Annotated in this window: 13 protein-coding genes; 2 read left to right on the top strand and 11 right to left on the bottom strand. The window is 39.2% G+C overall.

Going from position 1 to position 14,276, the window contains the following annotated elements; all coding sequences use genetic code 11:
* The 8 genes from B5D30_RS12755 to B5D30_RS12735 form a co-directional block, all read right to left on the bottom strand.
* Positions 1 to 865: class C sortase (locus tag B5D30_RS12755; RefSeq protein WP_144399614.1), on the bottom strand; the 865-nt coding region annotated here is incomplete at its 3' end.
* Between the two features lie 510 nt (positions 866 to 1,375).
* Entirely contained in the window at positions 1,376 to 1,537 is a 162-nt protein-coding gene (locus tag B5D30_RS13925) for a hypothetical protein (protein ID WP_159443345.1), read from the bottom strand.
* A 234-nt stretch (positions 1,538 to 1,771) separates the two neighbouring features.
* Positions 1,772 to 2,011 (bottom strand): hypothetical protein, encoded by a 240-nt coding sequence (locus B5D30_RS12750; RefSeq protein WP_144399613.1) that lies wholly within the window; start codon positions 2,009 to 2,011, stop codon positions 1,772 to 1,774.
* A 32-nt stretch (positions 2,012 to 2,043) separates the two neighbouring features.
* The gene (locus tag B5D30_RS12745) at positions 2,044 to 2,562 is read right to left on the bottom strand and encodes a pilin N-terminal domain-containing protein (RefSeq protein ID WP_234984681.1); all 519 of its coding nucleotides are present in this window, start codon (positions 2,560 to 2,562) and stop codon (positions 2,044 to 2,046) included.
* Between the two features lies 1 nt (position 2,563).
* The gene (locus tag B5D30_RS14175; protein WP_234984680.1) at positions 2,564 to 2,923 is read right to left on the bottom strand and encodes a hypothetical protein; all 360 of its coding nucleotides are present in this window, start codon (positions 2,921 to 2,923) and stop codon (positions 2,564 to 2,566) included.
* Positions 2,847 to 3,020 (bottom strand): hypothetical protein, encoded by a 174-nt coding sequence (locus tag B5D30_RS13920; protein ID WP_159443344.1) that lies wholly within the window; start codon positions 3,018 to 3,020, stop codon positions 2,847 to 2,849. The genes B5D30_RS14175 and B5D30_RS13920 overlap by 77 nt, the downstream gene beginning before the upstream one ends.
* Positions 3,021 to 3,250: 230 nt before the next feature.
* A complete protein-coding gene (locus B5D30_RS12740) occupies positions 3,251 to 7,978 on the bottom strand; it encodes a SpaA isopeptide-forming pilin-related protein (RefSeq protein WP_159443343.1) in 4,728 nt (1,575 codons plus the stop codon).
* A gap of 120 nt (positions 7,979 to 8,098) precedes the next feature.
* Positions 8,099 to 9,802, bottom strand: a complete 1,704-nt coding sequence (locus B5D30_RS12735) for a SpaH/EbpB family LPXTG-anchored major pilin (RefSeq protein WP_078808454.1) — start codon at positions 9,800 to 9,802, stop codon at positions 8,099 to 8,101.
* A gap of 462 nt (positions 9,803 to 10,264) precedes the next feature.
* Here B5D30_RS12735 and B5D30_RS12730 point away from each other — a divergent pair, with 462 nt between their 5' ends.
* Positions 10,265 to 11,113, top strand: coding sequence for a helix-turn-helix domain-containing protein (locus B5D30_RS12730; RefSeq protein ID WP_159443342.1), 849 nt, complete (start codon positions 10,265 to 10,267; stop codon positions 11,111 to 11,113).
* A gap of 55 nt (positions 11,114 to 11,168) precedes the next feature.
* On the opposite strand, the gene B5D30_RS12725 is transcribed toward B5D30_RS12730, so the two are convergent.
* Positions 11,169 to 12,122 carry a ribose-phosphate diphosphokinase gene (locus B5D30_RS12725; protein ID WP_078808451.1) on the bottom strand — a complete coding sequence of 318 codons (954 nt, stop codon included), beginning with the start codon at positions 12,120 to 12,122 and terminating at the stop codon, positions 11,169 to 11,171.
* Between the two features lie 63 nt (positions 12,123 to 12,185).
* Positions 12,186 to 13,139: a diacylglycerol/lipid kinase family protein gene (locus B5D30_RS12720; RefSeq protein ID WP_078808449.1), complete on the bottom strand. Its 954-nt coding sequence runs from the start codon at positions 13,137 to 13,139 to the stop codon at positions 12,186 to 12,188.
* 174 nt (positions 13,140 to 13,313) lie between these two features.
* Between B5D30_RS12720 and B5D30_RS14005 the strand changes: the two genes are divergently transcribed.
* The gene (locus tag B5D30_RS14005; RefSeq protein WP_200806744.1) at positions 13,314 to 13,484 is read left to right on the top strand and encodes a hypothetical protein; all 171 of its coding nucleotides are present in this window, start codon (positions 13,314 to 13,316) and stop codon (positions 13,482 to 13,484) included.
* Between the two features lie 280 nt (positions 13,485 to 13,764).
* On the opposite strand, the gene B5D30_RS12715 is transcribed toward B5D30_RS14005, so the two are convergent.
* The coding region (locus B5D30_RS12715; protein ID WP_327442549.1) for a lytic exoenzyme target recognition domain-containing protein at positions 13,765 to 14,276 on the bottom strand (512 nt) is incomplete at its 5' end.

The raw sequence follows: 14,276 nt of genomic DNA, 5'->3' as shown, positions 1-14,276 counted from the left end.
ATTTTGATTTTTTCATAAAATAACGATGAAGTAAATACAAAATCATGAATACAACAAAACAAAATAGAAGAGAACTCAACACGATAGATTGATACGACCAAAAATTCCGCTTATTAATTGGCATTTTTTCCGCTTTTGCGTACGGAATGCGATGACCATTCACGATCAAGCGATATGTATTAATTCCCGGCGGAGTACAGGTGAGAAGGGTAACTACGTCACGTCCCGGTGTAATTTTCACTTTTTCTACTTCGCTCGGCAAAATTTCCTCGAATGAATCAATTTCATAGGCAAGACGTTTCCCCAAAACATTGATGAAAAACAAATCCCCCTCTTTTAAATTGCGAATGTCTGTAAACAAGACCTGATTTTTCACACCGCTATGTCCAGTAATGACACTACGTGTATTCACACCACCAACTGGTACACTACTTGGCTGAAAATGACCTAACCCTTTATCGAGCGTTTTCATGTCCGTTCCATGATAAAACGGCAGTTGCACAATATCAATTGCAGGAATGTCAATCGTTCCCATTACATTATTTTTCGTATCTCCTAAGTCTAGCACTTTTTTGTACTCAACTTCGCTCGTTGTCGTTCCCTCTTGCTTACTGAAAATGTAATTGTTGTATTCTTCTGCCAGTTCCCATGCTTCGCCTTTCTTTTCTTGTGACATTTTTTTCATGGTAGTGTCATAGGACGTTCTTGCCTCTGAACGTTCTAAATTGGCAAGGATATTCCCGACAATTGGGTAAAGTAGCACAATCATACCAAAAACAATCAGTAAAATAGCCGAAATCAACAAAGGCGAGCGTTTGCCTTTGTTTTTTTTCTCTACTTTTTTCGTAATTTTTTCGTTCGGCATAATAGTGTCAGAAACTCCGTTTATTCTTTCATCCAGACTATTTTCTAATTTTGCTCTCCTAATAAGACGTGCTTTTTGACGTGCTTTTCTTGACGGTTCTTCATACAAATCCAACTCTTCTTGTTCTGTTGATAAATCGACTTCCCCGTCAATAAATTCATTGACTATGGCTCGTCTAGCCATGCGTGCTTGACGCCTTGCCTCTCTCATCACGGATAAACCTCTAACTTTCTAACTACCCTAACTCGCTCCTTGTGTTTTAGAAATTATGAAAACACTTCTCATCACTTTCCTACTCACTCATTCTTTTCCTACGAGGTGGAAAGGGAGGAAGTGTTGTCTAGCTACGAGGAGCTGAAACTTGGTCGCTGTTCGCAACAGCACTGGAAACTAAAGTTGCCAGCAAGTAAATGCTGTGGCTCACTACGACAAGTTTCAAACCGCTCCTCTCCGCTTTTCTTATTGTCTAGCTACGTGGGGCAGGAGTTAGGCAACTGTTCACAATGTCGCTCACAACTTCGTTGTGAGTAAATAAACGACAGTGTTCACTGTTGCAAACTCCTTAACGCCCCTCTTCGCTTTTCTTGGTCTAGCTACGAGGGGCAGGAGTTGGGTCGCTGTTCGCAACGTCGCTCGAAACTTCGTTTCGAGTAGATGAACGACGTGGCTCACTGCGTCCAACTCCTGAACGCCCCTCTCCGCTTTTCTTGGTCTAGCTGCGAGGGGCAGGAGTTGGGCAACTGTTCACAATGTCGCTCACAACTTCGTTGTGAGTAAATAAACGACAGTGTTCACTGTTGCAAACTCCTTAACGCCCCTCTCCGCTTTTCTTGGTCTAGCTGCGTGGGGCAGGGTTTGGGTCGCTGTTCGCAACGTCGCTCGAAACTCCGTTTTGATGCTAGTCTTTCAAGAATCTTTGATTCTTAGAAAGACTGTATGCGAAACGAAGTGTAACAGTAGATGAACGACGTGGCTCTCTGCGACAAACTCCTTAACGCCCCTCTTCGCTTTTCTTGGTCTAGCTGCGAGGGGCAGGAGTTGGGTCGCTGTTCGCAACGTCGCTCGAAACTTCGTTTCGAGTAAATAAACGACGTGGCTCTCTGTGACCAACTCCTGAACGCCCCTCTTCGCTTTTCTTGTTTTCACAATCTCTACTCCGTTTTCATACTCATTCAACTCTATGCTTGTTCTCTTCTTTTTGAAATGATCAAGCCAATCATTCCTGCGATTACCATTGAGATAATCATGTAAATCAACATTTGGTAATCTCCAATATTACCACTTGTATTTAACAATTTGTCCTGCGTAGCAGGTGTTTCTGTTCCTGTTTTCGGTAGGTCAGGAAACGCCATATTTGATTTTGGATAAAGGTAAACGTCTGTCAAATATCCTGTCGCATTTTTCATTGGTAATGCGAGAAGTACAGGTTCCATTGGTGACGTTACAAACTCACTTGCCGTTTCGCTTACACGGTAAATTCCTTTGGCAAGACCTGTGAGTTCTGCTTTACCGTTGCTGTCAGTCACGATTGTTTTTACAAAAGATTGATCGCCTGTTGCCTCTTGGTACGTGGTCGCACTTCCTTTATGAGGAATTGCCTCCATACGTGTAATCGTATATTCAACATTTCCTAAAGGTGCAAGCTCTTTTCCTGAATTATCGGTGACCTTGTCTACAAGCGTTCCGTCATGCAACATATCAGAGGTAAAATTTTGATTCTCTGACAACTTGTACTTCATAATGTGTATTGCATAACTTTCTTCTTCTGCAACACCCACTTTGCCAATCCCTATAACAGAAAAGACGAGTAATGCTGCAATGATGATTTTCTTCATGTTCTTTTCCTCTTTCGTTCTGTCTAGCTACGTGGGGCTGAAGTTTGGCAACTGCTCTCAATGTCGTTCGCAACTTCGTTGCGAATAAATAAACGACATGGTTCGCTGTTGCAGACTTCAAAACGCCCCTCTCCGCTTTTCGTTGTCTAGCTACGAAGTGCTGAAGTCTGGTGGCTGTTCGCAATGCCACTTGAAACTGACGTTTCAAGCAAGTAAATGGCATGGTTCACTGCCACAGACTTCAAAACGCACTTCTTCGCTTTTCGTTGTCTAGCTATGAGGGGCTGAAGTTTGGCAACTGCTCGCAGTGTCGATCGCAACTGACGTTGCGATTAAATAAACGACACGGCTCACTGTTGCAAACTCCTGAACGCCCCTCTCCGCTTTTCGTTGTCTAGCTGCGAGGGGCAGGAGTTGGGTCGTTGTTCGCAGCGTCGCTCGAAACTCCGTTTTGATGCTAGTCTTTCAAGAATCTTTGATTCTTAGAAAGACTGTATGCGAAACGAAGTGTAACAGTAAATAAACGACGCGGCTCACTACGACCAACTCCTTAACACCCCTCTTCGCTTTTCTTCCGAGCTTGTTTTCTCTTACGTCTGCGTTGTTTGATTCGTGCTAAATCACTTACTACCTCAAAATCTTCCTCTTTTTTTCTGCGGAAGTGGTAACCTGCAATTGCTACCATTCCTACCACCATTACGCCAAGAGACGTAATCACGAGTTTGATAAAGGTGTCGTCTCCTCCAGTATATGGAAGTTCTACGTTGCCTTCGTCATCAACATAAAGATCAATTTTTTCACCCGCTTTTGTCACTTCAAAATGGATAGGTTTCTTGAATAGTTCGTAGCCGTTTGGTGCTTTCGTTTCAAATACAGTGTAGGCTGTGGCTATTGCCACCCCACTGGTATCCACGTCCATAAAGAGATTATTTGTAAGTTTTATAAAACCATCCTTATCTGTTGTCCCTTTGGCGAAGAAATTTACATCTTTTTCTCCTGCTGTTGGGTACTCACTCAAATTCCCTTTATACACTTCAAACTCCGCTCCTGCAAGTTGCGTAGAAGCTTTGATTTCACTTTCATCATATACATTATTATGATTCGTGTCATTTAGTGTTCCTGCTTTGTATTTGAATAACGAAACCTCTGCCGTTGGTGTGATTCCAAGATTCAAGTACTCCATTTTGTAAATACCGTTTGTTGATTTGCTTGGCATTTCACTCAAAATTGGAGAAGTGTACGCCTGTGTTCTTAACGGTGGCGTTTGACTTGATTTTGAGTTTATTTTCTCATCACTTCCAACATTTGGTTTTGTCACAACAATTTCTTTGCGTTCAACTTTGTCGCCCACTTGAAATTCTGCGATATAATTTCCTTCTGGCAAGTAATCAAAGCTGTAAACGCCGTTTGCATTTGTCTTAACGATTGACTCTCCACCTGCGTCCACAAATTTCACACCTGTCATGCCCGTTTCAACAAGTTTTTCTACATAACTTTTATTGACTAGACTCGTGCGATACAGTTTGACTGGAATATTTTCGAGTTTTTTCTCTGTACTTTCCATTAAACCATTTCGATCCGCATCCTCCCAGACAATCCCTGATAGTGTACGTTTGTATGGTTTTGTTTCTACCACTTGTGACGTGACGGCATTGTCAATGCTAGAGTTCATTCTAGCGTTGTTGCGGAAAATGTCCGTCGTTGCCAAGTCTTTTCCACTCAAAGTAACCGTCAAGACAACTCTCCCACCTATTGGTACGTTTTTCCCCTCTGCTAAAAGTCCCTTTGCACTCGCACTTACTGGTGCAGCAGTTGTTGCCACATTCCACCCTGTAATGCTGTTTGGGTCGCTTTTTTCATTGTAGGTCGTACTACTTGGGGCGTTCGTTGTATAGGAGAGTGTTGCTCCTGCTGTGGAAATAGCTTTTCCGTCTGAATCTTGCACTTCTGCTTTTGCTGATTTTACTTCATAGCTCGCATATTGCTTACTTAGCTTACTCCCTCTACTGTCTCCGTCATATGGCAATACATCCAATAACTTCAGCGAAGGGACGAGTTGATTTTCCTGTATCGAGTTGTTGATTGCAATAACTGTGTAGGTAATCTCTTTATTCGTTGCTGCATTCGCATTGGCTACGTCAATATTCCCCATTTCAATTTGCTCTTTATCAACTTCTTTCGAGAGAACCAACTGTTGATTGAGTCTTTCTTGGAATACGTCTGAACTTGCTCTTAACTCTTCACTTCTTGCATCTTTGCTATTTGTGTTGCCACTTTGCCACATCTCACCTACCGTGCGAACAGAGAGTGATGCGGTCATACCACTGCTGTTAAAACTTAATTGAGTGGTTTTGCTAATCGCAGAGAAGTTCACTTCTGTCCCGTCAGCAACGCTTGATTTCGGGAACACCCAGCGAAGAGCTGTTGTTCCGTCCGCGTTTTGGGTAATTGTTGGATCGGGTAGAGATTTGCCATTTGCATCTTTTGCAGTGCCAGACTTGTAGACAATTCCTTTTGGCAAGGTCGTCGTCAATGCTGAATCATACGATAAACTGCTCGGTCCGTCCAACAAGCCTGTTACTTTTATTTTTATTTCTTCCTCTACACCATAGGTACTTTTTTCAACATCCGTTAATGTCTTAATATTAAATCCACCAATATAATAACTATCGCCAATCCCATTCCAATACACCATACCATTTGGAATCGTGGGATTGCCACTCGCATCCCATGTTGTTGGTTTGTAGTTTCCGTTTTGGATACCTTGGCTAGTAGCATAAGTTGTAAATGGATCTAAAACAATTCTTTCATTTTGATCAAGTCCTGCTGTTGTCCTAAGTACGGTAATGGGAGTAGCTGGATAGCCATAACGTGCAGGTGCTATTGCAGTATTATTTAAATCTTCATTAACCTTGAGATTAATAGATTGTCTAATCTGGCTATGAATGATATGTGGCTCATCTCTCATATTTTTTTCACCTACAACTGTCATTCTTATTGCTGACGGGACTTTATCAGCTGGCACATCGGAAAGTTCATCATACCAATCATATAACAGATTCGTCGCTGAGACAGAAGAGACTTTCATCGTCACTGGACTAGTATTATTCGGATTCTTAGCAACCCCATATTCTGAGTGGTTGTCAACAATTTTTGTATAATTTCCTGCCCTAGCTATCTCTATAAATTCCCCTTTTAATCTACTGTTATCGTAAGTAAAAGCAGAAGGATTCCACATGAATATATCTGTCTGACCATATATTTGCCGAAATAGAGAGTTATCTCCATATTTCATATTTGCAGCGAAACGAAAGCTTTCTCCAGGATAAACTTTTGAGTTACCAAGACTTGATTCTCCTCCGCCAATTCCAGTCATAGAAGTTGGAATCGCCGATGCATAACCTATATCTGTAAATCGCTCATCACCCACATTATGAAAACCAGTTAGAATTCTCCCACTAACATTAATAGTATTGGAAGGATGGGCTGGATAACTACTTAATGTATGTGCACTCCAATTCCCTGGTGGTGAAACCAACCTCCTATACTCAATACTCGTCTCAGGTTGTGTCTGAACACTCCCTCCGTCAAATGAAATTTGATCGATATAAGGAATAATCGAATACTCCGACCACTTATTGTTATTTGCCAAATCCAACGTCTTAGTTTTATCCCACCTTGCAATCAACTCTAAACTAGAAAAAGGGCGTTCTGTCTGGTAAATTGAGCGGACACCGTTCATGTCATATGTATAAGGATTATACACTCCTCTAAACTGAGTATTCACCACACTCGCTACATTTGCATTTCCTGCACCTGTAATATTATTGGAAACAGAAAATGTCCCAGAATCAAATACCCCTACTCCTTTTTTCTCAACGGTTGCAGGAGGCACTTTCGCATAGACTTGGTTTGTTATGGCATTCGGAATAGCTAACGGCGTTTGAATGTAGGTTGGCACACTTCCAATACTTGCTGGTTGTGCGGTAGTTTTTCCCCACGGAATTGCCGTAAAACTTGTACTACTTCGATCGACTAGTGCAGGTGCAAAAGCACGTATACTCATTTCATTACTTTGATTGGTGACGTCTAACGTTTGCGTGACACCATTAGAATCTTTATACGTTCCTTTTAACTTTATCGTATAGGAAACGCTCGTTGTCGGATATGTAGAACCTACATATTTATTGGCAAATGATTCATGTTCTTTCAGCGGTTGTAAAACAGTCACCACACCTATATCCCATGCGTGCAAGTTTGTTGAACTCCCCGTACCAGGAAAAAGTGCTTGAGCGTCTGCCGTATCACGCTGCTGCCCTTTTGACATTTTCACCTGAACACTTGGTTTTGCTGAAACCGTTGTTGCTGCTGGTGCAAACGTAGAGAAATCCTTACTTGTGTAAGTTTCGTTAATCACTACCTTTTTAGTCGTACCGTCTTCGTTGATTTTATCAGCACTGAGTATTTTAATCGAAAATGTCGGTTGCAATTTACTTCCATTTGGTGCTCCAAGCGTATTGACCACAATTGGCAAAAAGATTTGCCCAGTGTTTGGAATCGCACTTGTTACTGTTCCTTCCGAATAACCTGCACCACTCACGGCTCCGTTCATCACTGTTCCGTCATTGTTATACGCTGTTCCGTTTGCGACTTCCCCATTTACCTGAGGTGTTTTCCCGTCTGACATGAGCGTAATCGCATTTGGCAATTTCGCCGTCACTGAATACTGGATATTGGTATAACGCACATCACTATTTTCATTTTGTACACTAAAGTCCATTAAGTACGAAATCGTATCCCACGAACGCACGATATTATTTGACGCACTCGCATCATGCCCTGCCGCATTGTCGCTATCCCACTGAGACGTACCGTCCAACACTTTTATCGTTGCTTTCGGAATGGAAATATCCGAATTTTGCACAACACGGGCTGTTTTTGTTTTTTTATTACTAGACGGAATAAAATACGGTGTAATCAAACTCTCGCCTGATTGATACTCGATTTCACGGAGTTCACTTAACTCCTTGTCCGTTGTCTCTGTCGGCACGTTCAGCACCGTTTTTCCGTCTACTTCTAATTTTTCTACTTCTGCTAAGGGATCCGCTAACTCAACCATTCGCCCTAAAAATGCAGCAGCTCCCTCACTTGTCTTGAGTTTTTCATCTGCACGAACAGCAGACACTCCCCCACTTAGAAAAACTATGTAGGCAATTGCAAAAAGGGATAATGCACCTTTTGCGATTTGTTTGAAAAAATTTTGTTTTTTTGTGTTCATTACCCTCTTTTTCCTCCATGTTCGTTCATAGTATTTTGCAATACTAAAGACAGCGACAAAACTCCACACTATTAACAACATATGCAGAGTTTCGCCAGTCTTTATCTGTCCCCTAAAATTTTACGCTTGACTGCAACGTTTTTTATCTATCACTACAAACGCAGTACCCATAAGAATAGCTCCTATTGCTACAACTATCATGAGCGTTGTCCCTGTTCCACCTGTAAATGGTAAATCTGTTTCTTTTTTATTGATAACCGTTGTTTCAATTGTTTTATCATCTGCTGTTGATAAGTTTACAGTGATTTTCACGGGATCTTTTAACATTTCATAGCCACTTGGAGCTTTTACTTCGACCAACCAATAGTCACGTTGAATATCCACATCAGCAAACGTAGGTTCTGCTGGAAGATCTTGCTTGCCGTTTTTATTGATATCGTCATAAGAATCTAACGCAAGACCGTCAAATGCCGCAAGACCATTCGCATCAGATGTTGATTCTAAGAAATCCACACCCTTAGGAAGATTCGCCTCCGTATAAGACTTGCCGTCTGTTGCTAGATAAATGCCTCCGTCCGCATTTGCTTTACTTGTCGCAACACGGAACAATGCTCCTGCCAAGTTTGCATTCGTGCCTTCTATAACTTTCTTAATGTCAAATCCACCTGTAAAGTAACGTGGTGGTGTTGGATTGGTTTCAATCTCTGGTACTAACCCTTTTTCTTTTTTATCTACGGTAAATGTATTGTCGATTTTTCCGTTAAATTTTACATCAATGGTTTTCGTTTCATAAACCACACGAAGTTTCTTTAACTTATTGTTTTTACCGATCTTTTTCATTCCAGCTTCTTTCAATTCCACCGTTTGTTTTCCTGCTGGGTTCATAGCATTTGCCCCCACAGCAAATGTATAATCTGTCCCTTGTACCAAATCCGTCCAAGTTGTTCCGTCAAATACTTGCACTTTTGTACTCAGCAATTGCAGGCGGCTATCCAAATCATCGGTAATAGTAAAGTGGTCCAAATACACTTCGTCCCCTGCCGTTACCATTACTGGTGGGTTAGACCCGGGGATTTTCCCTGTTTGGCTTGCAATGTAGTAAAAGTCGCTCGGATTAATGTCTACTGTTGCCTCCCATGTAAACGGTAATCCCGCTTGAAGTGAGTCGCTATCGCCACCATTAATTGTTTTTGCTGGATTCAATGGATTGACAAGCTCATTTTTCGGGTAAACTTGAATGTCATAAATCAAGCTATTTTTACTGTCACGGTCTGTCATTGGCACATATACGAAGAATGGCGAAACTTTACGTTTTATTTGTTCAGCTACACCATTGACTTTTGTATTTGGTGAGTCTAATTCTGTAATCAAATAAATTCCGTCATTTGCTTTGCCGACACCTAAATCGAAAGTCAATTCACCGTTTGCATTCGTTGAAAGTTCAATAGATTTGAAAGTCGTATCGATTTTGTAATCCGTTCCTAACACTTGTTGGTCTGGATTTACAAGCGAAGCGGTTCCGATATTTTCTACACGTTCAATTTTGAACTTCACATTTTCCACTTTCCCTAACGCAGCAAGTTTTGCTTGAAGTGCTGCATCTGCAAGTTTTCCGTCCCCACGAATCCCTAAAGTTGACAAATCTTCAATCGCATACTTATGAATGGTGATCGTACGCTTTGAAGTAGTGTCTGCAATAGGTGCAGATGCGTGAACGGTTGTTTCGTTATTAACGAATGGTGTAACGGTTGACACAATTCCGCCAAACGTCATGCTGGCGATTAATACGCCAGATAAAACTTTTTTCTTGTACTTGTTGCTCATTTTTTTAAATTCTCCTTATATTTTTTGTTTTTTTGCTACCTTTTGTTACATCATTTTTGATATTTTTTATATAATTAGCTCTGAACTCTCCATTTTCACTTTAGCTTATTATTTTTTAAAAAAGGGGTGAAAACTGTATGTTCTAAGCATTTATATAACCATATAAACTTACAACACTACCGCTACTTTAATAAAGCAAAAATCAATTTTCCGACTTATCAGTCCATTACAATTATTAAAGATACGTCTAATATACCAAAGAAAAACACTAAAAAACATAACATTATACGACAATCGTTTAACAATTTCTGACATTTTTTTAAATTTATATATTTTTTGTTGAAATATATAAAGGGAGTTTATAAACTATTAAGTAGATATTTTTGGTTGTTTAAGAAAAATAAGAAATTCATTATACTATTATTATGATGAAAAGAAAAACAAATGTCTGGAGGAGAACAAATGAGGGAAAAAACGTTAATTAATCATTTAAAAAAGGTAGATTTTCCATTTGTCTATGTGGAAAATATTGAAACAAACACTGTTTTGTTGCACAAAAAACAAGGGAAATTGTTTCCAAAACTAACGAAAAATGAATTTTTTAAAAACTTACTAGATTGTCACGTGGAAGATATGCGAAAAAGAATTACCTTTAGTAAGAAAAATACTGGACAAGATTCATACAGAGAGTTTCATCTCAAAACCTCGGTTTTTGGTGAAAATTTCTATATTTTCCATGATTTTCTAGGACTTTCGTTTTGCATAATGGGCTTTGTACCAACCAATACTTTGGTTCTCATCGGAGCTTACCGCACTGAAAATTATACACGATTAAAAAAGATAATTTTCAAAAATCCCGAATTAAATCAACTTGTAAAATTAAGTACAGAAATGGAAAAACTGCCATTTCTTGATGTGAGGAAAAATTATGCTCAATTGCGTGACGAAATTCTCACTTGTTTATACAATAAAAGACAGGTAAATTTCATTAAAATTACTTCTTTTTTAGAAAAAAACATTACGAATACCTATTCTTTACCTGAACTATCCAAGCGATTTTTTGTTACTGAAAGAACAATTCAACGATATTTTCACAAATACGAAAACATGAGTTTTTCAAAATTTTATCGTGGATTAAAAATGAATTATGCAAAAGAAATGATTGAGAAAAAGAAATATGATTTGAAAGAAATCAGCATACAAGCGGGCTATAAAGACTTTTCTTCTTTTAGTCGCAAATTCAAAGAACATTTCGGCTACTCTCCTAAAAAATATTTACGACAAATTGTGAAAGAAGGGGAATTTTCGTAATCTGAAAAACGCATGAAAACTTAATTTCATGCGTTTCTTTTACTTCTTCACAATATTACTTAAACAACGGACTCATCGGCTCGTTTTCGTGAATACGACGGATGGCATCTGCCATAAGCGTACTAGCTGTGATGACTTTTAATCGTTTTGGACGATGTTCTTCTGGAATTTCGACAGAATCTGTAATGGTTACTTCTTTTATCGCAGTTAAATCCATTAATTCCTTGGCATTGTTCGACAAAATACCATGAGAGGCACACGCATAAATTTCACTCACACCTGCTTTTTCCAGCACTTCAGCTCCTGCAAAAAATGTCGTGCCTGTATTTAAAATATCATCTACCATAATTGCTTTTTTTCCTGCAACTTCTCCGATAATATAGCCACGCTCACGCCCTTTGTCGTCTTCTTCATGGTCAATAATTGCAAGTGGACTTTCAAGGTATTCTGCTAAACTTCTTGCTCGCTTAATGCCTGAGTTTTTCGGTGAAACAACGACTACATCATCTCCCATGAGACCTTTTTCACGATAATACTTTGCAAAAAGAGGAATGGTAAACAAATTGTCAACTGGAATATCAAAAAATCCCTGCACCTGTACCGTATGCAAATCGAGTGTCAAAAGACGTGTTACTCCTGCTTTTGTCAGCATATCCGCAACAAGTTTGGCAGTGATTGGCTCACGTGGAGCAGCTGTTCTATCTTGTCGTGCATACCCAAAATAAGGCATAATGACATTCACCGTTTTGGCACTTGCACGCTGCATTGCATCAATCATAATCAGCAATTCCCACAAATGATCATTGACAGGATAATTGGTTGCCTGAATCAAGTAAACATCACGTCCACGAACGGTTTCCTCGATATTTAACTGAATTTCACCGTCACTAAATTGGCGAGATGACATCGCACCTAATGGTGTCCCTAGCACCTTTGAAATCTTTTCTGACAACTCCGAACTAGCGTTCAAGCCAAACAAACGTGCTTCTCCGTCTGCCCATTTTTTCATGTTTACATCCTCCTGCGAATTTCCATAGCAATTTTATAGCATTATTATTTTACCAAATTTTCTCTATAAAAACCAAAATAATCTGCTCTCTGATACAAAATTTAGTGCGAATTTTCGTGGTTTCACCGTTTCGCCGTCAATTTGCCCGAATTGTTCTTCTTTTGCCTCTAGCTGAAGAGTTTCGCACTTAAAATGATGCACATACTTGCTCTTGAGATGTTTTCCACGGAAAATAAGAGAAAGTAGCCAAAAAATAACCAGCCAATTTTCTTTTTCAATCAGCACTAAATCAACTTTTTCACTTCTCACATCCGCTGGCGGACAAATAGAAACCCCACCGCCAAAATAAGCATGATTGGTCACCGTTGCAAGAAAAGTGTTCGGAAATTCATGTTTTTTTCCGTCTGCAATCACTTCTGCTGGATAACTTTTTTGTGTAAACAGTACCTTTAAAATACTAAAAATATAAGAAAAAGAGCCTAATTTGTATTTATTCAATGCTTTTTTGGAAACCGACTGGTTCGTTGATGCAACAATTGCCGCATCAATGCCTACACCAAAATTATTCACCGCTACTCCTTTTTCTTGTTTAACTCGCTCAAAATAACGAAGCACTTGAATTTTTTGAGGTTTCTTTGCTTGTACAATTTGCTCAAAAGCTTTCTTCGTGTCATTTCGCACAATCCCCACCCCACGAGCAAAATCGTTTCCGCTACCCGCTGGAATATAGGCTACTGGAATTTTCTTGGAAGTTTTATCTAATGCGTTTAATACTTGGTGAAGTGTGCCATCGCCTCCAAGAACAACAAGCAAAGGAAAGTTTTCTTCTTCTCCTTGCCACTCACGCAATTCTCCTTTTTCTGCCAAACGTTCTGTGATTTCCACTTCTTCTCCTGCAAAATGAGTAAAATATGCAGTATAAAGAACATTTTTTTCATCTAAATATTGTAGCAATTCCTCGCCAATTCGCTTACCATTGCCACTACCAGCATTTGTGTTAATAATAATATGATACATTTTCCCCTCTTATTTACAGATATTCTATAAAGACTAGACACTGATATTTTCAAAAAAATATCAATCTTAGAATACCAATCTAAAAATTATAAATGATTTCGTTTTTAAATTATAACAAAAATTTTGTAGAAAAAATATGATATAATCTAGAAAATGATATTGGAGGTCTTTTTTATGGGGTTTAAAATTATTTCTGACAAAGATAAAAACGGCAATTTCATCGCCTCAAGCGACGCATGGACACGAGATAAAATCGAGGAATTAATGGATAAGTTTTATCCTAATCGTGTGAAAAAGAGAGAAAAGAAAGAAAAACGTGTGGAAAAAATGGAGGAGGGAATTTAAGTTCTATAAAAAAGACTGAAACAATTTTGTGTGTTGTTTCAGTCTTTTTTTGTATTAAAACCACTTTTTCCAAATAAAAAATATATAAACAATAATAATCTACTAAAACCTTATAAAATAAAGCTTTTTAACACATTTCAAACCACGATATTACATTATTTTTGTACTATATTTTCTCATTTCTGCTACTTTTTTGCTACTAATAACAATCACCAAAAAATTGCTTATTACCTAACGTCCTCCGTGCAACATATCGACGATTACCGCTACCTCCAATTTTTTAACCGTAATACAAATGATTTCCATTCCATGCAGAAAGCCAAATTCTCCCATGTCGAGCAGTGCCAAATTGTCGCCAATACCAACCACTATCATAAACACCATAGTTTGTATCTGACAACTGTCCATAATCAAAAACAAAACAATCGCCTTTTTTCACTTCCGTTCCATTACTAGCTAGGTTTGTACCGTCTGCGTTAATTTTCGTAATGTAATCCACAGGGATTCCGTTATCCGTCCAGTCAAAACCAGCAGGTGCTAAATCATTACATCTAACTTGCCAAACACCATTCACAAACTGTAAATCATCAATTCGATACACCTTGCGTTTATCTTTCGTTACTGGTATCTTACTAGGCAACTGCCCCCATGTATCTTGTTCCAACAACCACCCTAACTCTTTACCGTTCAATTTCACAAGATACTCCTTCTTGCTCCATGAGTACACTTTCACTTGCTCTTTCATAACTTCAACGTTTTTTCCAATCAACACCTTGTCAATCGGCTTTGCCC

The sequence above is a fragment of the Pilibacter termitis genome, from assembly GCF_900167335.1.
Classification (GTDB): Bacteria; Bacillota; Bacilli; order Lactobacillales; family Streptococcaceae; genus Pilibacter; species Pilibacter termitis.
The sequence above is the reverse complement of the archived record's forward strand: the minus strand, read 5'-3'. Positions and strand labels throughout refer to the sequence as shown.

What these genes read in the sequence shown, in the direction of transcription:
- B5D30_RS12745 (WP_234984681.1), bottom strand. Translation starts at nt 2,562, where the DNA reads ATGTTGCATGACGGAACGCTTGTAGACAAGGTCACCGATAATTCAGGA.
- B5D30_RS14175 (WP_234984680.1), bottom strand. Translation starts at nt 2,923, where the DNA reads ATGCCATTTACTTGCTTGAAACGTCAGTTTCAAGTGGCATTGCGAACA.
- B5D30_RS12740 (WP_159443343.1), bottom strand. Translation starts at nt 7,978, where the DNA reads ATGAACACAAAAAAACAAAATTTTTTCAAACAAATCGCAAAAGGTGCA.
- B5D30_RS12735 (WP_078808454.1), bottom strand. Translation starts at nt 9,802, where the DNA reads ATGAGCAACAAGTACAAGAAAAAAGTTTTATCTGGCGTATTAATCGCC.
- B5D30_RS12730 (WP_159443342.1), top strand. Translation starts at nt 10,265, where the DNA reads ATGAGGGAAAAAACGTTAATTAATCATTTAAAAAAGGTAGATTTTCCA.
- B5D30_RS12725 (WP_078808451.1), bottom strand. Translation starts at nt 12,122, where the DNA reads ATGAAAAAATGGGCAGACGGAGAAGCACGTTTGTTTGGCTTGAACGCT.
- B5D30_RS12720 (WP_078808449.1), bottom strand. Translation starts at nt 13,139, where the DNA reads ATGTATCATATTATTATTAACACAAATGCTGGTAGTGGCAATGGTAAG.
- B5D30_RS14005 (WP_200806744.1), top strand. Translation starts at nt 13,314, where the DNA reads ATGGGGTTTAAAATTATTTCTGACAAAGATAAAAACGGCAATTTCATC.